At 39.2% G+C, this 24,488-nt stretch carries 21 protein-coding genes; 12 read left to right on the plus strand and 9 right to left on the minus strand.

Features of this window, described 5'->3' with window-relative positions; genetic code table 11:
• Positions 1 to 361: 361 nt before the first annotated feature.
• The 6 genes from rpsO to rimP form a co-directional block, all read right to left on the minus strand.
• Positions 362 to 631 (minus strand): 30S ribosomal protein S15, encoded by a 270-nt coding sequence (gene rpsO, locus GAB14E_RS01680; protein ID WP_011043025.1) that lies wholly within the window; start codon positions 629 to 631, stop codon positions 362 to 364.
• Positions 632 to 824: 193 nt separating this feature from the next.
• The gene (truB, locus tag GAB14E_RS01675) at positions 825 to 1,781 is read right to left on the minus strand and encodes a tRNA pseudouridine(55) synthase TruB (RefSeq protein WP_033084356.1); all 957 of its coding nucleotides are present in this window, start codon (positions 1,779 to 1,781) and stop codon (positions 825 to 827) included.
• Positions 1,782 to 1,784: 3 nt separating this feature from the next.
• Positions 1,785 to 2,213: a 30S ribosome-binding factor RbfA gene (rbfA, locus tag GAB14E_RS01670; protein WP_033084357.1), complete on the minus strand. Its 429-nt coding sequence runs from the start codon at positions 2,211 to 2,213 to the stop codon at positions 1,785 to 1,787.
• Positions 2,214 to 2,415: 202 nt separating this feature from the next.
• The gene (gene infB / locus GAB14E_RS01665; RefSeq protein WP_033084358.1) at positions 2,416 to 5,091 is read right to left on the minus strand and encodes a translation initiation factor IF-2; all 2,676 of its coding nucleotides are present in this window, start codon (positions 5,089 to 5,091) and stop codon (positions 2,416 to 2,418) included.
• A gap of 21 nt (positions 5,092 to 5,112) precedes the next feature.
• Entirely contained in the window at positions 5,113 to 6,609 is a 1,497-nt protein-coding gene (nusA, locus tag GAB14E_RS01660) for a transcription termination factor NusA (RefSeq protein ID WP_033084359.1), read from the minus strand.
• 49 nt (positions 6,610 to 6,658) lie between these two features.
• On the minus strand, positions 6,659 to 7,114 hold the full coding sequence (gene rimP, locus GAB14E_RS01655; RefSeq protein ID WP_033084360.1) for a ribosome maturation factor RimP: 456 nt from the start codon (positions 7,112 to 7,114) through the stop codon (positions 6,659 to 6,661).
• A 607-nt stretch (positions 7,115 to 7,721) separates the two neighbouring features.
• On the opposite strand from rimP, the gene GAB14E_RS01650 reads away from it, so the two are divergent.
• The 9 genes from GAB14E_RS01650 (at position 7,722) to GAB14E_RS01615 (ending at position 17,202) form a co-directional block, all read left to right on the plus strand.
• Complete coding sequence (locus GAB14E_RS01650) at positions 7,722 to 9,569, plus strand: EAL domain-containing protein (RefSeq protein ID WP_231562123.1); 1,848 nt, start codon at positions 7,722 to 7,724, stop codon at positions 9,567 to 9,569.
• A gap of 198 nt (positions 9,570 to 9,767) precedes the next feature.
• Positions 9,768 to 10,349, plus strand: coding sequence for an electron transport complex subunit RsxA (rsxA, locus tag GAB14E_RS01645; RefSeq protein ID WP_033084362.1), 582 nt, complete (start codon positions 9,768 to 9,770; stop codon positions 10,347 to 10,349).
• Position 10,350: 1 nt separating this feature from the next.
• Positions 10,351 to 10,920: an electron transport complex subunit RsxB gene (gene rsxB, locus GAB14E_RS01640; protein ID WP_033084363.1), complete on the plus strand. Its 570-nt coding sequence runs from the start codon at positions 10,351 to 10,353 to the stop codon at positions 10,918 to 10,920.
• A gap of 6 nt (positions 10,921 to 10,926) precedes the next feature.
• Positions 10,927 to 13,248: an electron transport complex subunit RsxC gene (gene rsxC, locus GAB14E_RS01635; RefSeq protein WP_033084364.1), complete on the plus strand. Its 2,322-nt coding sequence runs from the start codon at positions 10,927 to 10,929 to the stop codon at positions 13,246 to 13,248.
• A gap of 83 nt (positions 13,249 to 13,331) precedes the next feature.
• The gene (rsxD, locus tag GAB14E_RS01630) at positions 13,332 to 14,393 is read left to right on the plus strand and encodes an electron transport complex subunit RsxD (protein ID WP_033084365.1); all 1,062 of its coding nucleotides are present in this window, start codon (positions 13,332 to 13,334) and stop codon (positions 14,391 to 14,393) included.
• Complete coding sequence (rsxG, locus tag GAB14E_RS0123540) at positions 14,393 to 15,217, plus strand: electron transport complex subunit RsxG (RefSeq protein ID WP_081967919.1); 825 nt, start codon at positions 14,393 to 14,395, stop codon at positions 15,215 to 15,217. Before rsxD ends, rsxG begins: the two co-directional genes overlap by 1 nt.
• Positions 15,207 to 16,007, plus strand: coding sequence for an electron transport complex subunit E (locus GAB14E_RS01625; protein WP_231562124.1), 801 nt, complete (start codon positions 15,207 to 15,209; stop codon positions 16,005 to 16,007). Before rsxG ends, GAB14E_RS01625 begins: the two co-directional genes overlap by 11 nt.
• A 65-nt stretch (positions 16,008 to 16,072) precedes the next feature.
• The gene (gene nth / locus GAB14E_RS01620; protein WP_033084366.1) at positions 16,073 to 16,732 is read left to right on the plus strand and encodes an endonuclease III; all 660 of its coding nucleotides are present in this window, start codon (positions 16,073 to 16,075) and stop codon (positions 16,730 to 16,732) included.
• Positions 16,733 to 16,782: 50 nt separating this feature from the next.
• Positions 16,783 to 17,202, plus strand: a complete 420-nt coding sequence (locus tag GAB14E_RS01615; RefSeq protein ID WP_033084367.1) for a VOC family protein — start codon at positions 16,783 to 16,785, stop codon at positions 17,200 to 17,202.
• 99 nt (positions 17,203 to 17,301) lie between these two features.
• Here GAB14E_RS01615 and GAB14E_RS01610 read toward each other — a convergent pair whose 3' ends face one another.
• Positions 17,302 to 18,423, minus strand: coding sequence for a pyridoxal-phosphate-dependent aminotransferase family protein (locus GAB14E_RS01610; protein WP_033084368.1), 1,122 nt, complete (start codon positions 18,421 to 18,423; stop codon positions 17,302 to 17,304).
• Positions 18,424 to 18,647: 224 nt separating this feature from the next.
• Here GAB14E_RS01610 and GAB14E_RS01605 point away from each other — a divergent pair, with 224 nt between their 5' ends.
• Complete coding sequence (locus GAB14E_RS01605; RefSeq protein ID WP_033084369.1) at positions 18,648 to 19,181, plus strand: YaeQ family protein; 534 nt, start codon at positions 18,648 to 18,650, stop codon at positions 19,179 to 19,181.
• Positions 19,182 to 19,195: 14 nt separating this feature from the next.
• A complete protein-coding gene (locus GAB14E_RS01600) occupies positions 19,196 to 20,668 on the plus strand; it encodes a M20/M25/M40 family metallo-hydrolase (protein WP_033084370.1) in 1,473 nt (490 codons plus the stop codon).
• A gap of 97 nt (positions 20,669 to 20,765) precedes the next feature.
• On the opposite strand, the gene GAB14E_RS01595 is transcribed toward GAB14E_RS01600, so the two are convergent.
• A complete protein-coding gene (locus GAB14E_RS01595) occupies positions 20,766 to 21,233 on the minus strand; it encodes a GNAT family N-acetyltransferase (RefSeq protein ID WP_033084371.1) in 468 nt (155 codons plus the stop codon).
• 241 nt (positions 21,234 to 21,474) lie between these two features.
• On the opposite strand from GAB14E_RS01595, the gene GAB14E_RS01590 reads away from it, so the two are divergent.
• Positions 21,475 to 23,331 carry a DUF885 domain-containing protein gene (locus tag GAB14E_RS01590; RefSeq protein WP_033084372.1) on the plus strand — a complete coding sequence of 619 codons (1,857 nt, stop codon included), beginning with the start codon at positions 21,475 to 21,477 and terminating at the stop codon, positions 23,329 to 23,331.
• 143 nt (positions 23,332 to 23,474) lie between these two features.
• Here GAB14E_RS01590 and GAB14E_RS01585 read toward each other — a convergent pair whose 3' ends face one another.
• Entirely contained in the window at positions 23,475 to 24,440 is a 966-nt protein-coding gene (locus tag GAB14E_RS01585; RefSeq protein ID WP_033084373.1) for an integron integrase, read from the minus strand.
• Positions 24,441 to 24,488: the final 48 nt, after the last annotated feature.

The raw sequence follows: 24,488 nt of genomic DNA on the forward strand, positions 1-24,488 counted from the left end.
TAAATTTTGTCTTTATTAATAATATTTACCAATCTGTACAATTATTTATTCACTGGATATTTTATGCCAAAAGTATGGCTACCAAGTCGAACAAAAAATTATACAGTTTGGATTGGTTAGTGTTTTAAAAAATAACTATGCCGCTTTCAAGTTTATGCAAAGAACAACACAGGTAAATTTTCACCGACATTATACTAAGTAAGCAGGTGAATACTAGCGTCAAAGCGTAATTAGTACTGTAAAGCATAGATTAACTGACATTTATTTTTCAATTGATAAAAGCATAAGCGTCAGAAAACAAAAAAGGAGCCAATAGGCTCCTTTTCAAGTCGTTTAAGTTACGTTCTTTAGCAAGCTGCTATTAACGACGTAGACCTAATTTACCGATTAACGCGCCGTAACGGTCAACGTTTTTACCTTTTAAGTAATCAAGTAATTTACGACGTTGAGCAACCATGCGTAATAAACCACGACGTGAATGGTGATCATGGATGTGTGCTTTAAAGTGACCTTGTAAGTGGTTGATTTGTGTAGTTAACAAAGCAACTTGAACTTCTGGAGAACCAGTATCACCTTCTGATTGAGCATATTCTGCAACGATTGCAGCTTTTTCTGTAGCATTTAAAGACATAATTAATCCTTAGTGTGTTAACCCTGACTCAATTACATTGAGATGAGAGTATTGAAATACGCATCAAGCCGAACACTAATTCAGCTTTGATGACGAAAGAGCGCGTATTCTAGCAGCCAATAACTAAAATGCAAGCGAATAGTACGTTGGAACGCCATATATATTCACCTGCCAAAAATTACAGCCTGCCTCGCTAGTACTGTTCTATAACTACGATGCGTTTAGGTGCAAGTAAACCATCATCATTGATAAAACCAACACCAATGAATTCAGCATTAGCATCATTTTCATCCTCACCAAGATACACCTGTACACTACCTGATTCAGGTTGATTATAGGCTTGAACAGGATTACCGTGGCGTAAGAAGTTTGCCGACATATCATCAACATACACGCAGTGCATACCATCAACTGCACTATTCATTGGTAATAATAATGGGTCAAGTACATCTGACGGTGTTATTTTATCTTCATTAGCTTGTTCAAGTAATGCTTCAAGCTCTGGTAAGGTAATCATTTTATCAACAGGATAATTACCTACCGCTGAACGTCTAAGATGAGCAACATGTGCACCACAACCTAATAACTCGCCTAAATCATCTACAATAGTGCGAATATAAGTGCCTTTAGAAACATGAATACTCAGTTCAACGTCATCACCTTCGAAGCGTAATAGCTCAAGGTTAAAGACGGTTATAGCTCTTGATTCACGAGGTACTTCAATGCCTTCTCTTGCATATTTATACAAAGGTTGGCCTTTGTGTTTAAGCGCTGAATACATTGAAGGTACTTGCTGAGTTGTACCGCGAAAACTATCTAATGCTTCTTCTAACTGCTCACTTGATACATCAACTGACTTTTCACTAACTACTTCACCACCAGCATCACTGGTTGTTGTACGAACGCCTAACCTAGCAGTCACTTGATAAGTTTTATCCGTATCAAGTAAATACTGTGAGAACTTGGTACCTTCACCTAAGCAAATGGGTAACATACCCGTTGCTAAAGGATCTAGTGCACCGGTATGCCCAGCTTTTTGGGCAAAATAGATGCGCTTAACAGTTTGTAATGCATGGTTTGATGACAGTCCATGAGGCTTATCTAATAACAAAACACCATTGACCGGACGGCCTTTTCTACGTTTTGCCATGACTTATTCGCCTTTCTCACTATCAGTATTTTTGTCTATATTTTCTGATTCATCGTCAGCTGGTGATTCATTATTTTGATCACTCGCAACCGCTTGATCAACTAAAGCGCTCATGCGTACACCTTCACTCATTGAACTATCATAAACAAAGCGTAAGTGCGGCATAATACGAGCACGTAAGCGTTTGCCTAATAATGAGCGAATATAACCTTCAGCTTCAGCAAGTACTTCTAGTGATGCTTTAATTTCATCTGCATTGTCGTTAAAAAAGGTAACAAATATTTTTGCGTAAGCTAAGTCACGAGTAACTTCAACAGCAGAAACAGTCGTCATACTTAAACGTGGATCTTTAATTTCGCGCATTAAAATAACGGCGATTTCTTTTTGGATTTGCTGACCAACTCGGTCAGTACGGGCGAATTCTCTAGCCATCGTATACTCCTATGAAGCTATTATTTATAACAGCTTTCAATTATCAATAATTAACACAAAAGGGGCATAAGCCCCTTTTGAAAAATAGTTAACTATTAGCTCGAAGCTAGTTGGTTCAAGTATAAGGCGGAAGCACGGAGTTGACGCATGTCAATGAGTACTTCCAACGTAATAGTTGATTCTACTAGCAATGAGTTAATAGTTATAATGAACGTTTTATTTCAACCGTTTCAAATACTTCTATTTGATCGCCTACACGTACATCATTGTAGTTCTTAACGCCGATACCACACTCAGTACCGTTGCGAACTTCTTGCACGTCATCTTTAAAGCGACGTAATGACTCAAGTTCACCTTCGTAGATAACAACGTTTTCACGTAATACACGAATTGGCGCTGAACGTTTGATAATACCTTCAGTAACCATACAACCAGCAATTGCACCAATTTTAGGTGATTTGAATACATCACGAACTTGCGCAAGACCAATAATTTCTTGTTTAAATTCTGGCGCTAACATACCACTCATGGCTTGTTTAACTTCTTCGATTAATGCGTAAATAACGCTGTAATAACGCAAGTCGATATTTTCAGTTTCAATCACTTTACGGGCAGCAACATCAGCACGTACGTTAAAACCAACCATGATAGCATTTGATGCAGCAGCAAGAGTTGCATCAGTTTCAGTGATAGCACCAACACCTGAGCCGATGATTTTAACTTTTACTTCATCCGTTGAAAGTTTAAGTAAAGAGTCGGTGATTGCTTCAAGTGAACCTTGAACGTCTGATTTAAGTACCACATTAACTTCTGATATTTCACCAGATGCCATACTAGCAAACATATTTTCAAGTTTAGCTTTTTGCTGACGAGCAAGTTTCACATCACGGAATTTACCTTGACGGAATAAAGCAACTTCACGTGCTTTTTTCTCATCTTTCACGACAGTAGCTTCATCACCTGAAATTGGTACACCGCTAAGACCGATAATCTCTACAGGAATCGAAGGACCCGCTGATTGAATTGCCTTACCATTTTCATCGCGCATTGCACGTACACGGCCGTATTCCAGACCACACAAAACGATATCGCCTTGATTTATAGTACCTTCTTGAATCAGAACTGTTGCAACAGGACCGCGGCCTTTATCTAGTTTAGACTCAACCACAACACCGCTTGCCATCTTATCAACAACAGCCGTTAATTCTAAAACTTCTGATTGTAATAATATTGCATCGAGTAATTCATCAATACCTAAACCAGTTTTGGCTGATACATGACAGAATTGAACGTCACCGCCCCACTCTTCTGAAAGTACATCGTGTTGTGATAACTCACTCTTAACGCGATCTGGATCAGCTGACTCTTTATCCATTTTGTTAACAGCAATAATGATTGGCGCATCAGATGCTTTAGCATGTTGAATTGCTTCAATGGTTTGTGGCATAACGCCATCATCGGCAGCAACAACAATAATAACGATATCAGTCGCTTTAGCACCACGAGAACGCATTGCAGTAAAGGCAGCATGACCTGGAGTATCTAAGAAAGTGATCATACCATGACCCGTTTCTACGTGATAAGCACCTATATGCTGAGTAATACCGCCAGCTTCGCCATCTGCCACTTTCGCTTCACGAATGTGATCAAGTAGTGATGTTTTACCATGATCAACGTGACCCATGATAGTAACAACTGGTGCACGAGTAATCGCATCACCTGTATCACCACGATCAGCAAGTACCGCTTCTTCCAAGGCATTTTCTTTAACAAGTACTACGTTAAAGCCCATTTCTTCAGACACTAACGCGGCAGTTTCTTGGTCAATAACTTGGTTAATGGTCGCCATAGCACCCATTTTAAACATAGCTTTAACAACTTCAGCGCCTTTCTTTGCCATTTTATTAGCAAGTTCAGCAACAGAGATTGTTTCGCCAATGCGAATGTCTTGTAATTTCGTTTCAACTGGCTTAGTAAAGCCATGTTTTAAACTTTGTGGGGCAGATAAAGTAGCTTTGCGGCCACCTCGAGCATTACGTCCACCACGAGCATTACGATCTGCTGGTTTTTTCTTCTTACGGCGTCGACCTGCTGTTTCATCGGCAGCATCAACTTTATCTTCTGCTTCTTGCGCATATACTGAAGAAGTTACATGAACAACTTCTTTTTCTTTCACTTTACGCTCAGCTTCTTGTTCTTTCCAGCGACCTTCATTTTCTTCGGCTAATTTCTTAGCAGCATCACTAGCTTCTTTCGCCTCAGCTTCAATCTTAGCTGTAGCTTCTTTTTCTTGTATTAGACGAAGTTTTTTAGCTTCTTCAGTTTCAGCAACTTTTTCAGGCGCTTTTTCAATATTCTTAGCTTTTTCTACTGCTACTTGTTTAGCTTTAGCTGCTGCTTCAACTTTAGCTTCTGCTTTCTTTTCTGCAGCAACTTCAGCCTTAACGACCGCTACGGCTTTAGCATTTTCAGCTTCTTTTGCTGCAGCTTCAGCTTTAAGCTTTGCATCAGCTTCGGCCAAAATAGCTGCTTCAGCTGCTGCTTTCTCCGCTTCTTCAGCTAACTTCTGATCTTCTACGTCACTACGTTTTACATAAGTGCGCTTTTTGCGAACCTCAACATTAACCGATTTAGCTTTACTACCATGACCCATGGTCAAAGTTGATTTAGTTTTACGGTTTAAAGTGAGTTTGTTCGGTTTTGCTTCCGACTCATCACCATGTTGCTTTTTAAGGTGTCCTAATAAGGATTCTTTTTCATCTTGCGAAATAGCATCGGTAGCCGATTTATTCACGCCTGAGTCAGCTAACTGACTTACTAAGCGATCCACCGGTGTTCCGATTTCTTTGGCAAGTTCTGCTACAGTTATATCTGCCATCTATTATATTCTCCGGTGTTATTATTCTTCGTTAAACCAACAAATGTTACGAGCAGCCATGATTAGCTCACCCGCTTTGGTTTCAGTTAATTCTTCAATATCACTTATTTCATCAAGACCTTGCTCAGCTAAGTCTTCAAGAGTGCGAACACCTCGGCTAGCTAAAACAAATGCTAAATGACGCTCTAAACCTTCAAGGTCAAGTAAGTCTTGCGCAGGCTCTGCACCTTCTAAAGTCTCTTCGCTAGCAAGGGCTTGTGTAGTCAACGCTTCTTTAGCGCGTTCCCTTAGCTCTTCAATAATTTCTTCATTCAAGCCGTCAATGTCTAACATTTCAGCTGCAGGTACGTAAGCAATCTCTTCTAGTGAAGTGAAACCTTCCTCTGCAAGTAATGTAGCAAAATCTTCATCAAGGTCTAACTTGTCGATAAATAAGTTTAATACTTTATCGTTTTCAGCTTGATGTTTCTCTTTCATGTCAGCAACAGTCATAACATTTAGTTCCCAGCCAGTTAACTGACTTGCTAAACGAATGTTTTGACCACTACGGCCAATGGCCATCGCTAAATTGCTTTCTTCAACAGCAATATCCATGGTGCCTTTGTCTTCATCAACAATGATTGAGGCTACTTCAGCAGGTGACATAGCGTTAATGACATATTGAGCAGCGTTGTCGTCATATAAAACGATGTCAACACGTTCGCCACCTAGCTCGCCAGATACTGCTTGGACACGTGAACCACGCATACCAACACAAGCACCAACAGGGTCAATGCGCTTATCATTACTTTTAACAGCAATTTTAGCACGTGAACCTGGATCGCGAGCAGCACCCTTAATTTCTAACATCTCTTCGCCAATTTCTGGCACTTCAACGCGGAAAAGCTCTATTAACATTTCAGGCTTAGTACGACTTACAAAAAGTTGTGCGCCGCGTGCTTCTGGTTTGATTTCATATAACAAACCACGGACACGATCACCTGGACGAAATGATTCTCGTGGCAACATATCATCGCGGTAAATAACGGCTTCAGCGTTATTACCTAGATCAATGATGACACTTTCACGGCTTGCCTTTTTAACAACACCGGTAACAATCTCACCTAATTGATCTTGATACGCTTCCGTTATCAAAGCACGTTCAGCTTCACGTATCTTTTGAACGATAACTTGCTTAGCTGTTTGCGTAGTAACACGGTCAAATTTTACTGACTCAATTTGATCCTCCGAATAATCACCTAAGTTTAACGTAGGATCATCGTATTGTGCTGCAGCTAAACCAATTTCAGCATATGGGTTTTCCATTGGCATACTGCCATCTTCAACGATTAACCAACGACGAAAAGTTTCAAATTCACCACTTACACGGTCAATAGAAACACGTACTTCAATGTCACCTTCGTATTTTTTCTTGGTAGCCGTTTCTAAAGCGGTTTCCATCGCTTCAAAAATGCTTTCTCGTGGTAATGCTTTTTCATTAGAAACCGCATCAACAACCAGTAATATTTCCTTACTCATGCTACTTAGCCTTTAATTTATGTTAACTGTTCTTAAAATTATTTAACGTTTAAAACTTTGCGACAAGATTCGCTTTATCTACGTTGTTGATAGCTAGTTCGTAATCAATGCTGTCAACTTCTACAATTAAGGTATCGTTTTCTATAGCAACTAATGGCCCTTTAAATTTGCGACGACCATTTAATGGCATCGATAATTTTACATTAATCGTTTCACCAATCACTTCTTGAAAATGTGCCAACTCAAATAAAGGACGGTCAACACCAGGTGATGAAACTTCTAAGTTGTATTCACTGCTAATAGGGTCTTCTACATCTAATAGTGCACCAACTTGACGACTCACTTCTGCACAATCATCAACATTAATGCCATTTTCATGGTCAATAAACAAACGTAAAACCGAGTTGTTACCCGCACTGATAAATTCAATACCTAGTAATGTTTTGCCTGTTTCTTCAACTGCAGGTCTTATTAATTCAGTTAGTTTTTGCTCAAATTTAGCCAAGCGTTATCTCCTATTATCTACGCTTATGATAAATTCATAAGCAGTACAATCAAAAATTTAGATATAAAAAAAGGGCATATAGCCCAGCGAAATTTTTACTACATTCGCTTTTATCACAAAATTATCAGGCAATAAAAACAAAAAAACCCCAATTGAGGGGCTTATTTCACTGCTTTCCCCCTAGATTAAACGGTTTACGCTGTTTAATCTGGTTATTATTAGCTGAGCTAACAATAATATTAATAAGAATATAAACCACACAACACTTGTGAGCTTATTCAGTGACATCTTACTAAGTTCTATTGCCGCAAATTATATAGTGGTGCGCTACTAAGCGCAAGGGGCATTAAGCAATATCGATTAGAAAAGTACATTATTTTACTACCCTCTGACGAATAAATGACCGTAAAACATTTGCTATAATTAATTTATATTTTACAATGCGTTAGTATTGAACCTATAATATAGCTATCATTTCCAGCAAAAAATTTGCAAATAGGAGCGAGCCCTTGCTTCTTGGTAGGATTTAAACGGAGCATTTAATTTCATCATGTATAAGTTTTCTAAGCTATTCATCAAAAACATATTATTTGCGTTAATATTTATTATGGCTCTTGCAGTCATAACATTCTTATTATTATCTACCTATATAGATAATAAAACCCAAGAGCACCAGCAAAGCATACAAGCTATTAGTCAGCAACTTGCTAGCAATGATGTTTCTATCGAAGAAATGGCGTCAAAACTCGCTGCCATATTAACCGCCAGCACAGATTACCAGACATTAATTATAAAAAATAATTCTAAAATTTTATTCAATTATAAAAATAACCAAGTGCAACCGCTTGATTTCGGCTTTACAAAACGTAAAACAACCTCTGCTGGTAGACTGAACCTACAGGTTCAATACCAACTCAACTTTACTACTATCTTTAATTTCCTAAGCCAGCTATTCATGGGCATTGTTGCTTTATGTGTTGTGTTTGTTTTTATTTCAGCAAAGCTCAATTATAAATTGCAAACCGTTATCTTTGGTATTATCAGTAAACAAATTAGTAATGAATTAGCCAAGATTAACAATGCTGATTTTATCACTAATGAAAACGGTAACGATCAATTATTAGATATCCCTGCTTTGCAAGATGGCATTGCGGAAATCAGGTCAATGATGACCGAGCAATTTAAAAACACCACCAGTTTAGAAATAGAGGCCCATGTTGATACTTTGACGGGCATTGAGAATCGAAATCGTTTTGTGCAATTCTATGAAAACAACATAGTTAAAGACAGCCCGGTTAAATTTGGTGTGCTACTTATTACTCGTTGCTCTGAGCTACAAACCATTAACCAAGTGCATGGTTATAACTCAGGCGACAACTACATTATAAAAGTTGCTGATATCATAAAAAGCGCATTATCAACTAGACCAGCAGGTAAAATATTTCGTTTAAATAGTTCAGATTTTGCCACTATATTACCTAATGAACAGTTAAGGTTTGCTGAAGATTACGCGAAGGAGTTAACGCTTAAATTTAATGACTATCAGCAAGTCAATGAGTTAGAGTCTGTTGCTTTTACAGGTTTAGTTTATTTTGATAAGTCGAAACCTCTTGGTGAATTGTTAGCATTAGCCGATACCGGAGTCAGTGTTGCTCAAACTCAAAAAACGAACTCTTGGTATTCACAAACGGATGTCAACATTTTAACAGATAATAGCGCTAATTTTGGTAGTCAAAATTGGCGACAAGAAATAGATAGTGTTTTAGATGGTGGCCGTATCAACTTGTTAGTTCAACCCATTCAACCAAGTGGTCGTAATAATAAAGTCTATGGAGAAATATTAGCGCGTTTTCTAAATGCTAATGATGACATGTTACCCACAGCCACATTTATCGCAATGGCAGAGAAGCTTGATAAAATAATAGATGTAGATCGGTTAATCATTGAAACAGTAATCAAAGAAATCACCAGCAAAAACATGCTCGATAGCAGCTATGGTATCAATATCAGCGCTCGAAGCATTAATGATGAACATTTTATGATTTGGCTAGAGCGTAAATTATTACGAGAGCCTGCGGCGGCTCCTCGCTTAGTGTTCGAAATATCTGAACTAGGATTACAACAAAACATAAAAACAGCTAAACGCTTAGTAGACATGTTACATCGTGTTGGTTCAAGAGTTACCGTAGAGCGTTTTGGTGTTGGTTTAACGTCCTTTAAATTCTTCAGAGATTTAACGCCTGATTACATCAAAATGGATAGCTCTTATACACGTGATATCGACGATGATAAAAACAACCAATACTTTTTGCGTTTGATGGTTGATTTAGCGCATAGACTAGGCATCAATGTATTAGCCGAAAGTGTCGAAAGCCAAGAAGAAAAACACACCTTAGAGAAATTATTTATTGATGGTTGTCAGGGTTATTATGTAGGCAAGCCTTCTCAATTATAATGATTTAAACCGCAATAATATTTAAAGCCGAATGGTTCACTCTCATTCGGCTTTTTTGCAGAGTCCTCCTTTGTTATTTTAATATAAAGAAAATAGAAAAAAGTGTAATACCCTTACTGCTGGTGTGTTGTTAAATAGTATAAAAACACGGATAATGGCGACATTATTATAACTAATAACCTAATGACCTTTAAGTAAATGACTGATTACCTGTTACTACTCGTTGGCACTATCCTGGTAAATAACTTTGTTTTAGTGCAATTTCTTGGCCTATGTCCTTTTATGGGGGTTTCTTCACGTACTGAAACTGCTATCGGTATGTCATTCGCCACTGTTTTTGTCATGACTTTGGCATCTCTACTTAGTTACTTAGTTACCACATACCTGCTCGTGCCCCTGGATCTTGAATACCTCACCACCATGAGTTTTATCTTAGTGATTGCTGTAGTTGTGCAATTTACTGAAATGATTGTCCATAAAACTAGTGCCAGCCTTTACCGGTTATTAGGAATATTCTTGCCATTAATCACTACTAACTGTGCAGTATTAGGTGTGGCATTATTGAATTTAAGATTACAACACGGTTTCTTTGAGTCTATTATCTATGGTTTTGGTGCTGCAGTAGGCTTCTCTTTGGTATTGGTGATGTTTTCTGCCATGCGTGAAAAATTAGCTCATGCGGATGTTCCAGGTCCATTTAAAGGTACTGCTATTGCGATGATCACCGCTGGTTTGATGTCATTAGCATTTCTTGGTTTTACTGGTTTGGTGAAAATTTAACATGAACATCCTCCTTGCCATTGTTGTTCTGGGCAGTATTGCCGCAATTTTTGGTGCATTATTAGGTTTTGCATCCGTTCGCTTTAAAGTCGATGCTGACCCCATCGTAGATCAACTTGATGCCCTACTGCCACAAACGCAATGCGGTCAATGTGGCTATCCTGGCTGCAAGCCATACGCACAAGCTGTTGCCGATGGCGAAGCCATCAATAAATGTGCTCCAGGTGGCGAAGACACCATCAAAAAAATTGCAGATTTAATGGGCGTTGAAGTTCAGCCTCTTGATGATAGTCACGTAAGTGGCGATGCTGTGCAAAGTAATCGCCCTAAAGTTGCCTTTGTTATTGAAGAAGATTGTATAGGTTGCACCAAATGTATTCAGGCTTGTCCTGTTGATGCCATTATCGGCGCAGCCAAACAAATGCACACTATTATCATAGATGAGTGTACGGGTTGCGACTTATGTGTTGCGCCCTGCCCAGTAGATTGTATTGAAATGCGTGAAGTGCCAGATACTATTAATAATTGGCAATGGGATTTAACCAGTATTCCAGTAAAACAACTGGATTAGGAGAGTATGGTGGAATCAGTAATCGAGCGTATCACGCGTGGACATTTTTGGGATTTTCATGGCGGCATTCATCCCCCAGAACAAAAATTTCTAACTGCAAGTAAACCTATCAAGCAGCTGGCATTACCAAAGCAATTAATTATCCCACTGCAACAGCATATCGGCCGTGAAGGTGATTTGTTAGTAAGTATTGGCGATCACGTATTAAAGGGACAAGCGCTAACGCTAAGCACTAACCTTATGGTTGTGCCCATTCATGCACCTACCAGTGGTACTATTAGCGCAATTAAAACCTCAATTATTGCCCACCCTTCTGGCTTTAGCCAGTTGTGCATTTTTCTCGATGTAGATGGTGAAGATACTTGGCGTAAAAGAAAAGTTTGTCCTGATTTAGAACAATTATCTAATCATGAAATCATTAAAAAAATTGCCGATGCTGGTATTGCTGGTATGGGCGGAGCGGGCTTTCCTACTCATATAAAAGTAAATAGTAAACCTGACATTAACTTTCTTATCATCAATGGCGCAGAGTGTGAACCCTATATCACGGCTGATGATCTATTAATGATGGAGCAAAGTGACGCCATTGTAGATGGCATAAAAATTCTTGATAAACTACTCAGCCCGGCTTTTATTTTAATTGCTATCGAAGACAATAAACCTAAGGCAATTAAAGCGTTACAGCAAGCCACTGCTGGCATTGAAAAAATAAAAGTTTGTGTTGTACCGACAAAGTACCCTGCAGGGGGCGAGAAGCAGTTAATTCAAATTTTAACGGGTAAAGAAGTTACCTCAGGTCAACTGCCTATTCATGCCGGTATCGTAATGCAAAATGTTGCCACTTGTTTTGCTATTAATGAAGCCGTGAGACACGATACACCACTTATCCGCCGTGTTGTTACGGTAACTGGGCAAGCCTTAGATAAACCACAAAATGTGTGGGCCTTATTGGGAACTCCCGTTAATTTTTTACTTGAAAAATGTGCCGTGCAAGCGCTTGAAAATGAGAAACAGCCGGTAATCATGGGCGGACCTATGATGGGCTTTAGCATTGCTAGCGAGCTAGTACCTATCGTTAAAACCAGTAACTGTATTCTAGTACCAAGTAAAACTGAAATGCCGAGTGCGTTTGAGAAAGAAAGTAACGAAGTCGAATGCATCCGCTGCGGTCAGTGTAGTGATGTCTGCCCTAGTCAGCTGTTACCACAGGAGTTGCAGTGGAGTGCTAAAGCTAAAGATTATCCACAATTAGAAAAACTCAATTTAAGTGATTGTATTGATTGTGGTGCTTGTGCTTATGTATGCCCAAGCCAAATCCCTTTAGTGCATTATTACCGTATTGCTAAAGCCGAAATACGTCAACAGCAACAATTAGATTTAAAAGCAGAAAAAGCAAAAATTCGTTTCGAAGCACGTAAATTACGCTTAGAAAAAGAGAAAATGGCTCGACAAGAGAAACACAAAAAAGCGGCTGCAGCGCGTAAAGCAGCAATGAACAAAGCGACACCTGAAGCTACTGGCGCTAAATCAGCCGTTGCGGCAGCACTTGCTAGAGTTAAAGCTAAAAAAGCAGCAAGTAAATCTGGTAGTATCGATAGTCAAAATAAACCAGTAGATGCCGTTGTAGATGAGCCTGTAAATGAACAAAAATCTCAAGTCGCGGCAGCTATTGCCAGAGCCAAGGCGAAAAAGAAGCTTAAACAAGAAGCAGCCCTGCAGGCACCAAAAAGTGATGTGTTAGATAAGGAAAATCCTGCGGCAGTTGTAGCAGAGCAACCTGCTCAGGCTGAAAAATCGAGTGTTGATGATAAGAAAACTAAAATTGCTGCCGCTATTGCGAAAGCGAAAGCTAAGAAACTAAATGCTGCAAGTCAATCTATTGTTCCAATAGCGCCGCCGATAACAGCCGCTGCAGATAAAGTCGCAGTCGAAAGCTCATTGCCAGAAGACATATCACCAAAAGGTATAAGGTCAGAAAAAACATCCGCAGAAAAACCAGCTAATACTGATGATAAAAAGACAAAAATTGCCGCCGCCATTGCTAAAGCAAAAAGTAAAGCACTAGCAAAAAAATCCGCGCAAGCTAGCTCTCTGTCAGCGTCAGCCATTGTTGAAGAATCAGTGATTGTTAAAGTTCCCGTTACTGAAGAAGAAACAATGGATAGCTCTGCGGCACCTGATGCAGTAAATCAATCCGCTGAAGGTGAAAGTAAATCAGGTGCTGCTGATAAAAAAGCTAAGATTTCAGCCGCTATCGCGAAGGCTAAAGCGAAGAAAAAGCTGAAAGAATCTAACAAGGTCGACAGTAATGTTACCAATAAAGACTAAGGTAACGGATAACATATGAAAAACAAGAAACTAAATTTTAATACAATTTATCAGCTAAATAACTCGATGAGTCGACATAAATAATGGCCTTTTGGATAGCAAGTTCACCACACAATCATAATCAAGCCAAAACACCTAACTTAATGCGTTTAGTTATTTACGCAACCCTGCCAGGTGTATTGGCACAATGGTATTTTTTTGGTTGGGGAAATTTAATTCATATAGCTTTAGCTATGGCAACGGCATTAGTTTGTGAATTTACGGTATTATCACTGCGTAAAAAACCGATAACCCATGAATTACTTGATGGTAGTGCCCTATTAACTGCATTATTGCTTGGCATATGTTTACCGGCATTAGCACCTTGGTGGATCTCTGTGATAGGAACAATTTTTGCTATCGTCATTGTTAAGCAGTTATACGGTGGTCTAGGCCATAACCCGTTTAACCCCGCCATGGCAGGTTATGTAATGTTACTGGTGTCTTTTCCTTTACAAATGACACTTTGGCAGCCGCCGTTAAGTCTAGTCGCTGTTGATTTAAACTTCACTAATACCTTTACGACAATATTAACGGGGTTCACTCTCGAAGGTTATTCAGTAGAGCAAATACGTACCAGTATTGATGGCATCACAATGGCAACGCCACTCGACACATTAAAAACAAATACAGGCCTAGGCCTAACCGTATTCGAAAGTCTTGAAAACCCTATTTTTGGTGATAACTTTGCCCTAGGGTGGGAATGGATTAATGCTGGATTTTTATTAGGCGGTATTTTTCTTATCTTTAAAAAAGCCATTGCTTGGCAAACACCCGTTAGTTTTTTAATCAGCCTATTTATCTGCTCTTTTATTAGTTACAGCATAAGCCCAGATAGCAGTGCTTCAACTATGTTCCACTGGTTTTCTGGTGCAACCATGTTAGGGGCATTTTTTATTTTAACAGACCCGGTAACTGGCGCTACTAGTACCAAAGGTCGGATTATTGTTGGTTTACTTGCTGGTTTATTAGTTTATTTAATTCGCACCGCAGGTGGTTACCCTGACGGTGTTGCATTTGCTATTTTACTTTGTAATATGTCTTCTCCTCTTATAGATCAATATACTCGCCCTCGTACCTATGGTCACCTAAAGGGAGATAAATAATGTCTGATAAAGTAGATCCTACACCAGAAAAAAATCAGCCTAGCAACTCAAATGCTGAGGAATCTGAAAATATTGCGCAAAACGTTCAGCTTGAACAAGAGAAGGCGACAAAGTCAGCACTGACCATTGCCGTTTCCAAAAACACCAAAATTCTAGCACTTTTCGCTATCGCTTGTACTCTTGCTGTTGGTTTAGTAAGTGAGCTGACTAAAGATGAAATTAAAAAGCAAGAGCAGCAACATTTATTAAAGACCCTTCATAGTATTATTGAGCCGAGTCGTTATGATAATGACATCGCCAATGATTGTATTATGATGAGTGCTCCTGAACTGGGCACAAGTAATATGCACACCGCTTACATTGCCAGAAAATCAGGTCAAGTTATTGCCGTTGCCATAACTAGCACTGCGCCAAAAGGCTATAATGGCAACATCGATTTTATTATGGCAATCAACAATGATGGTAGTGTCAGTGGTGTTCGGGTGCTCAAACATCAAGAAACCCCTGGTTTAGGCGATAAAGTTGAGCTGAGAAAAAGCGATTGGGTAACCAGCTTTAACGGTAAAAAGTTACTTTCACCAAACGATAGCCGCTGGGCAGTCAGTAAAGATAACGGTATGTTTGACCAATTCACCGGGGCAACCATTACCCCACGAGCGGTTGTTGAAGGCGTGAAAAGCACCCTGAATTACTTTACTAAAAACAAAGGCAGTTTATTAACTCGCCCCAATGCCTGTGGCGAAGCACTGCTTAGGTTGACGGATACAGCTTCATCTAAGCAGACAACTACGCCACCAGAGAACGAGGCTGCTAATGAGCAATGAAATAGCACCACAAAATAGTAATGATGTTGATATTGCTAATAAAATTGATGAGCAAGAAGAAGCAGCTAACAAATTACAAGCCACTGCGGATCTGAAAGCTGAATATAAAGAACTGGCCATACAGGGCTTATGGAAAAATAACCCTGGTCTAGTACAACTGCTTGGCTTGTGTCCTTTACTCGCGGTAACATCAACCGTGACTAATGCTTTAGGCCTTGGCCTGGCAACGCTGTTAGTACTGATTTGCTCTAATGCAACCGTATCGGCAATCCGCCATTGGGTACCTAAAGAAATTCGTATCCCTATTTTTGTTCTCATCATTGCCGCTTTTGTTACCTGTGTTCAATTACTCATGAATGCCTATGCCTATGGCATTTATCAATCCTTGGGTATTTTTCTGCCGCTAATTGTCACTAACTGCGCCATTATTGGTCGAGCTGAAGCGTATGCTTCAAAAAACCCGGTTAAACAAGCCGCTTTTGACGGACTTATGATGGGTTTAGGCTTTGCTATTATCTTAGTTTTGTTAGGCATCATAAGAGAGATATTAGGCCAAGGCACACTCTTTGATGGCGCTAACTTATTATTCGGGGAGTGGGCAAGTGTGCTGCGAATTGAAGTGATGCAACTTGATAGTCAATTTTTATTAGCCATTTTACCGCCTGGTGCTTTTATTGCTATGGGTATTTTGATTGCCCTCAAGAATGCGATTGATAACCATATTAAAAATAAAAAAGTAGTTGATACTGAACAAGTTATTGAACGGGTGCGCGTTAATTTCGATTCTTAACTATTAACCAACTTTAATTGTCCTGAGCAATCCAAAGTAAGACCGTTTTAAAGAAGAGCAGAGCCATGAACAAAGAAACACGCATAGAGATGTTAACGCGGCTGCGCGATAACAATCCAGAGCCAACGACAGAATTAAACTTTTCTAGCCCGTTTGAGTTGCTAATTGCAGTATTACTTTCTGCGCAAGCAACCGATGTTGGTGTGAACAAGGCAACAGACAAACTTTATCCTGTTGCCAACACACCGCAAGCTATTCTTGACCTTGGCCTTGATGGATTAAAGCACTATATCAAAACCATTGGTTTGTTTAATACTAAAGCCGCTAACACCATTAAGACCTGTCAAATGTTAGTGGATCTACATGGCGGTGAAGTCCCAAAAAGTAGAGCAGCGCTGGAAGCATTACCTGGGGTCGGCCGTAAAACAGCTAACGTGGTATTAAATACCGCCTTTGGTTGGCTAAAAGATGATGAAGGCAATTACTTTATTGCTGTTGATACACATATTCAACGACTCGCAAATCGTACTGGTTATGCCAAAGGTAAAAACGTTGAAGAAACTGAAAAAAATATAGTCAAAAATACTCCTAGAAAAACCGAGTTCTTTTTCAATTTACATCATTGGTTTATCCTGCATGGTAGGTACACTTGTGTAGCACGCAAACCTAAATGCGGCTCATGTATTATTGAAGATTTATGTGATTTTAAAGAAAAAACCAGCTAGTTATATTCAAACTGAGTGTCCTAATATTCCTTTAAACTGTTGAGAGCCTTATGAAGTTTTTACATACCATGGTACGAGTACGTGATTTAAACCAATCACTCGATTTTTACATCAACAAACTTGGTTTGATTGAAACAAGGCGTAGCGAAGTTGCTGCGGGTAAATTCACCCTCGTTTATTTAGCCACTGAAATTGGTGCTCCTGAAGTTGAACTGACCTATAACTGGGGCTCTACAGAAGATTATACTACTGGGCGTAGTTTTGGTCATTTAGCTTTTGAAGTAGATGACATTTACCAAACGTGTCAAAAACTTCAAGATGCGGGTATTACCATTAACAGGCCACCTCGCTGTGGTCATATGGCATTTGTTAATTCACCTGATGGTATCGCGATAGAGTTATTACAAAAAGATGGCTCTCTTGCTCCTCAAGAGCCTTGGTTAAGTATGCAAAACAGCGGTACTTGGTAAAATTAGTTAACAATACATTACTCACACATACCTAATAAACAGAAAGCCCAGTGCAGATCAATATCAGCACTGGGCTTTTTTATTTGCAAAACCTCATATTTATCGTTTTAGCGCTTCTTTTAGCGCTGCTAAACACAAGGTGACATTTTCGTTGCGTGCGGCATACCCCATTAAGCCTATGCGCCACGCTTTTCCTGCGAATGCACCTAATCCTGCGCCAATTTCCAAGTTATATTCATTCAATAAAAACTGGCGTACTTTGCCATCATCAACACCTTGAGGAATCGTTACCGCGTTAAGCTGTGGTAATCGCTCACTTTCAGGCACTATAAAGTTGAGACCTAAATCAGCTAAGCCTTTACTTAATTTATTATGCATGGCTTTATGTCGTGCCCAGCTGTTTTCTAAACCCTCATTTTGTAGCATGACTAATGATTCATGTAAGGCATATAAAGAGTTAACCGGTGCAGTATGATGATAGCTGCGTTTACCTTCTCCTGACCAATAGCCCATCACCAGGGATAGGTCAAGAAACCAACTCTGCACAGCAGTACTGCGGTTTTGAATAACCTCAGCGGCTTTATCACTAAAACTTACTGGCGATAAACCTGGTACACAAGACAAACATTTTTGGCTACCGGAATACACAGCATCAATTTGCCATTCATCTACCCGTAGCTCAACACCACCAAGAGAGGTAACTGCATCGACAATAGTTAAACAGTTATGTTGCTTGGCAATAGCACACAAGGTTTTTGCATCAGATAACGCTCCTGTTGAGGTTTCAGCATGAACAAAAGCAACAAAATTTGCTTGTGGGTTTTCTTCTAGGGATCTGGTTAATGCTTGCGGGTTTACTGCTCTGCCCCACTCCCCTTCAACAACAACCAACTTAGCGCCAATACGATTAACATTTTCAACCATACGCATGCCAAATACGCCGTTAACACAAACAACGACCGTATCACTTGCGGTGATCAAATTAACAAAACACGCTTCCATGCCCGCAGAGCCTGGCGCTGATACAGCCATAGTAAACTTATTTTCTGTTTGAAAGGCATATTGTAATAAGGTTTTCACTTCATCCATCATGCCAATAAACGTTGGGTCTAGATGCCCTACTGTTGGCCTTGCTAACGCCGACAAAACTCGAGGGCTAACATCAGAGGGCCCTGGCCCCATCAAAATACGCTGCGGAGGAAAAAAAGATTGAATAGTCATGTGAGCCTCAAAAGATTGAATTAGTATAAAATATTAGAAATAATGCCAGTGCCATTATCATCCTTTAAATCTTGTCATAAGTAGAATTAATTACCATTATCCTAGCTATTCACTTGATAAATAATGGCTATTTTTGCATTGATTATAGCTTTACCTTCGCTAGTTTTTGCAAGTTAGCAGCATACTGTTATGATAGCGCCATTATTTATTACCGCTAAGCACCTATGGCCCTTAAAGCAACCATCTACAAAGCTAATATCGAACTTGCCGATATGGATCGTAATTACTACGACAGCTTGCAACTTACTGTTGCTCAACACCCCTCAGAAACACCACAACGATTGATGGTGCGCTTAATTGCTTATATCCTTAATGCCCATGAAGACTTACAGTTTGGCAAAGGGCTGAGTGATGAAAACGAAGCGGCCATTTGGCAAATTAATTACAGTGATGAAATTAATTTGTGGATTGAACTTGGCCAACTAGATGAAAAACGACTTAAAAAAGCTTGTAACCAAGCAAAAGCTGTAAAACTTTATTGCTATGGTACTAGTGTAAATACTTGGTGGTCTCAAGTTGAACAAAACATGAATAAATTTGAACGACTTAGCATAGAGCAATTTGAACCCACTACCTGTGAAGCATTAGTTAAGCTACTTAGCCGTAATATGGACTTTCAATGCAGTATTCAAGATGGTCAGTTATGGTTATCTTCCGGTGAAGAAACCCTATTAGTTGAAACAATAAAACTTAAATAAGAGGCCTGTATTTCATGACAAAAATAAGCATTAAAAATCGTTTAAAGCCCGTTACACTAGCTAGATCTTTAACACTTTTATCTTTAGCCAGTTTATCAATAACAGGCTGTAGCAATATAAACTTAGGCTTTGATGATGATAAAACTGTCAATGCCACTTTAGAAAATACCATCACGTTAGAGCAAGTAACTAAAGATGTGAGTTATTTAGCCAGCAATGAACTACAAGGCAGAGATAACTTTAGCCTTGAAATCCGCCAAGCGGCTAACTTCATTGCTAAACGTTTTAACGAAGTAGGTCTTGTGCCAGCGGAGAGTGCGCCCAATTTCAAACAGCAATATTCGGTGCAGAGAATCACACCAAATAGCCTTAGCGTTGACATAAATGGCCAAAAAATTGCCAGTGACTCGTTATCAATGGCCACAACACAGATAGACTTTTCATGGGATAGCAAAACCTTGAAAACGAATCAAGCCGCTAACTCTCAACCAGTAAACATGGTGATGATTGGTGAAGACGAAAATATGCGCGAAGTGCTACGTGAGCTCAATAACCAAGGCGGTCAGCACCTAGTACTACTGCATCCAAAACATGAAAAGAGTTTCAAACGCTACCAAAGTTACTTTGCTCGGGGCTTAACTAAACTTGTTGATGAAAAAGCAAGTTCTCAAACGGGTGGGGTTATCGTTATCGCCTTAACCGATATCAGCAAAGTTAAAAGCTTTAACGTACAAGGGAAAGCAAAAGTTACCAATACCAACTTAAGTAATGTTGTTGGTATTTTACCCGGTAAAAGTAAAGCTAACGAAATTGTACTTTATTCCGCGCATTATGATCATTTAGGCGTAAAACCTAGCCTTGAGGCAACACCTAACAATAAGGCTGAGCAAGGTAAGCAAATATTTAATGGTGCTGATGATGACGCATCTGGTGTTTCAGCTATTATCAATTTAGCCAACCACTTTGCCAAAATGGCTAATAACGAAAGAACGTTAATGTTTGCCGCCTTTAGCGCCGAGGAGATTGGCGGTTTTGGCTCACGTCATTTCTCTACCCACGTAGATCCAAAACAAATTACTGCCATGATTAACATTGAGATGATTGGCAAACCCGCTGTATTTGGTGAAGGTAGTGTGTGGATGACGGGTATGGACCGTTCAAATTTAGGTGAACAATTAAATACTGCATTAGCACCGAAAAACTTAACAATTTATGCTGACCCTTACCCTAAACAAAACTTATTTTACCGTTCAGATAATGCCACGCTAGCGAGACTAGGTGTGCCTGCACACAGTTTTAGTAGTACTCAGCTAGACAAAGACCAGCACTATCACCAAGTTACCGATGATATAAACAGCTTGAACCTGCCTTCAATGGTGCAGGTTATTAAAATGCTAGCAATGGCGACCACACCACTAGTTGATGGCTCGATAACACCATCACGTATTGACCCCAACAAAGTAAAACGAAACGGGCTTATTTATTAGGGACAGTTACTAGGTTCTTTTTCAGGCTCTATAACGAGGGAATTTTATTTAGTTCGAAAGTAATGATTGTCGCTCTCAAGTTTAATAACGACTTAAATTAAGCGGCAATCACCTCTAGTGGGCAACGCAATAGATATTCCAAGCGATTTTTCTTCTCTACTTGAAAACCATGTCGAAGGTACAAACCCCTTGCCGGATTTTTCAATAAAACATTTAGGGTGATCGGTAAGCATAACTGTAAAGCCCGCTTTTTCACTACCGTAATGACTTTACTACCAATGCCCTTCCCCTGGTATTTAGGCATAATTTGAATCTGCCTAATGTGTAGGCTTTTATTGGTATTATTAAGGGCAACTACACCCATCTTTACTAAACCAATAGGTTTACGGTCAGCTAGAATAATGTGACTTTCATAAAAATGTTCTTTGATACGAACTAGGTGCTGTTCGTCTGTCATACGAATATCCGCAGCTAGCAAATGTTGAGTCATAGTTTTTCGACGTAACTCCAACAAAAAATCTATATCTTCATGTTTAACTTTTCGAAAGCCAAGGGTAAATTTCATTTACTGAGTTTCCATTTACGCTCAGGTGTAAGATTATTAGTAAGTTTACTTCTTTTAACGCTAATACCAAACAGAATAATCAGTTCAACCCTCACTAAGTAACCAATAAATTAGTCTAATTGTTATCACAACACCAATTGGTCGTAATTTTATAACAACCCATCGAGCTTTTATTGAATTAGTAATACACCTTAAGGCACACTAACAAACATACAAATACTATAAGTTAGATGAGGAAAGTATGACCTTTAAAAAATCCCTATTAGTTGTTGCTGTTGCTACGGCTTTATTGAGTGCATGCTCAGACAAAGAAGTTATGCCACAAGACAATAATGGCCAAACGACTGTCGCCGCTAATGTAAGCGAAAAAACAGCACCAACAGCCTCAGAGCAAGCCAATACGTTATTTGATACTATTTTCAAACAAGGTGTTCAGCGTAACCCCATAAGACAAACATACTTAGGCATTAAAACCGATTACGACAAATGGAATGACCTATCAGAAGAAAACGCTGCAAAAGAGCTGGCTATAGCCAAAGAAAATCTAGCGTTAATAAAAGCCATTGATGTGAACACACTTGATGCGCAAACTCAAATAAGCCATAGCTTATACATGCAAAATTTTGAAAATCACATCGCAGATTATAAATGGCGTTTCCATAATTACCCTGTGAACCAAATGTACGGTACACATTCACAAATACCTGCATTTTTAATTAATCAGCATTCAATTAATGATGTAAAGGAAGCGCAAGATTACATTGCCCGCGTTCATGGCTCTAAAAAGCTTTTAGTACAACTTGTTGAACAGCTTAAATTACGTGAAACAAAAGGCATTATTGCCCCTAAGTTTGTTTTTGGTCACGTTATTAGAGATTCAAAAAATATTTTGGTAGGCGCGCCATTTGATGATGGAGAAAGCAGCACTATTTTTGCCGACTTCACCCGCAAAGTGAATAAAATCGCCATTAGTGACAATGAAAAAGCAGCCTTAATTAACGACGTTAAAGCGGCATTAATTAACAGCTTAAAACCAGGTTATCTGCAATTAGTGACTTACTTAACAGCACTTGAGAAAAAAGCGGATACACGTGATGGCGCCTGGAAATTCCCTGATGGCGAAGCTTTTTACAACAACGCTTTAAAACGTACCACCACAACGGACTTAACCTCACAGCAAATACATGAACTTGGTTTAAGTGAAGTATCCCGTATTCATAAAGAAATGCGCGTCATCATGGAAAAAGTTGCTTTTGACGGCAGCCTTAACGACTTTTTCGACTTTATGCGTAACGACAAGCAATTTTACTACCCTGCTACCGATGAGGGAAAACAACGTTACCTAGATGAAGCTGTAGCATTAATTGATGATATGGAAGGTCGATTAGACAGCTTATTTTTAACCAAACCCAAGGCCACATTAAAGGTTAAAGCGGTAGAAGCCTTTAGAGAAAAGTCTGCCGGTAAAGCGTTTTATGAACGCCCTGCTCCAGATGGCACACGCCCAGGGATATACTACGCTAACCTGTACGACATGGAAGCTATGCCTATTTATCAAATGGCAGCTTTAGCATACCACGAAGGTATTCCCGGACATCACATGCAATTAGCAATCAAACAAGAGTTAACGGGTATTCCAATGTTCCGTAAATTTGGTGGCTATACTGCACACACCGAAGGTTGGGGACTGTACTCTGAGATGATTCCAAAAGAAATTGGCTTATATCAAGACCCATATTCTGACTTTGGTCGCCTTGCAATGGAATTATGGCGTGCTTGTCGCTTAGTTGTTGATACTGGCATTCACACTAAACAATGGACTCGAAGTCAAGGTATTGAATATTATGCCACCAACACCCCTAATGCCATGTCTGATGCCGTTAAAATGGTTGAGCGTCATGTGGTAATGCCCTCACAAGCAACGGCATATAAAATTGGCATGAACAAAATAATTGAATTGCGTGAAAATGCCAAAGTTAAGTTAGGTAATAAGTTTGATATTCGTGAATTTCATGATGTTGTATTAAAAAATGGCCCTGTACCACTTAACGTACTAGCTGACTTGGTTGATGATTACATAAAAACTAACAAAACCTAGCTTTGATCTGTTAAAACGAAGCATTTGTTACTTTGTATTAAACGTTTAATCAAAATCCGCACTTTTTAGTGCGGATTTTTTATGCTAAAACTTCAAAGTTGCTCTGTTATGTAACCAGTACCTAAATAAAATATAGAAGGGAGCTAGAATAAATCGGATAACGGACTTCTCACTCCATTTGCGCCATGCTCAATCACATGAGTATATATTTGCGTAGTACGAATATCCGTGTGACCTAATTGCTCTTGTACTGTTCTTATATCTGCGCCACGTTGTAATAAGTGTGTGGCAAATGAATGTCGTAAGGTATGACAAGTGACATTTTTATCTATACCGCCATTTTTTGCTGCCAGTTTTACGGCTTTCCGGAGGCTTGTTTCATCAATATGATGTCGACGCACAAAATCAGTTTCAGGGTCTTTACTTAACCGATTAGAGGGAAAAAGGTAATGCCACTGCACATCATTGCTGGCACTGGGGTACTTTCTTGCTAAGGCAAAAGGCAGCCAGACCCCTTTATAATCAGGGGTTAGTTGATCTTGCTGATACATTGATTTAACCATAGAAATTTGTACTTTCAATGACTCACACAGCTCTTTAGCTAACGTAACACGACGGTTTTTACCGCCCTTTCCTTGCCAAATTTGAATCGCATGAAAGTCAAAATCTATATCTTGAATTCGTAAACGGACTACTTCCATTAAACGTAGGCCACTGCCATACATTAATTGGCATGGTAAAACATAACGACTTACTACCTTGGTTAATAATGTAGTTACCTCAGCTTGGGTTAAGACCACAGGTAATTTTGTATGTTGTTTAGATTTATTAAAATTGAGCTCAAGGGTTAAGGGCTTTAAAAGAATTGCCTTATATAAAAACACTAAAGCATTTAACGCAATACCCTGCGTGTTAGCCGCAACATCAAGCTTGTTTGTTAAATAGGAGAGGAATTGCTCAACTTCTCTATCATGACAACTTATAGGGTGGCGGTGACCATTAAAGTTTATGTAAGCTTTGATCCAATAAACATAGCTTTGAATCGTTCTTTTTGCATAACGCTTTAAACGCATTTGCTCGGATATATAATTTAAAAATGGAGAAGCCATAGTAACCCCAAAAAACTACTGTATATTGATACAGTCTAGTGTATTTCC

It is taken from the genome of Colwellia psychrerythraea (assembly GCF_000764185.1).
In the GTDB taxonomy this organism is placed as follows: Bacteria; Pseudomonadota; Gammaproteobacteria; order Enterobacterales; family Alteromonadaceae; genus Colwellia; species Colwellia psychrerythraea_B.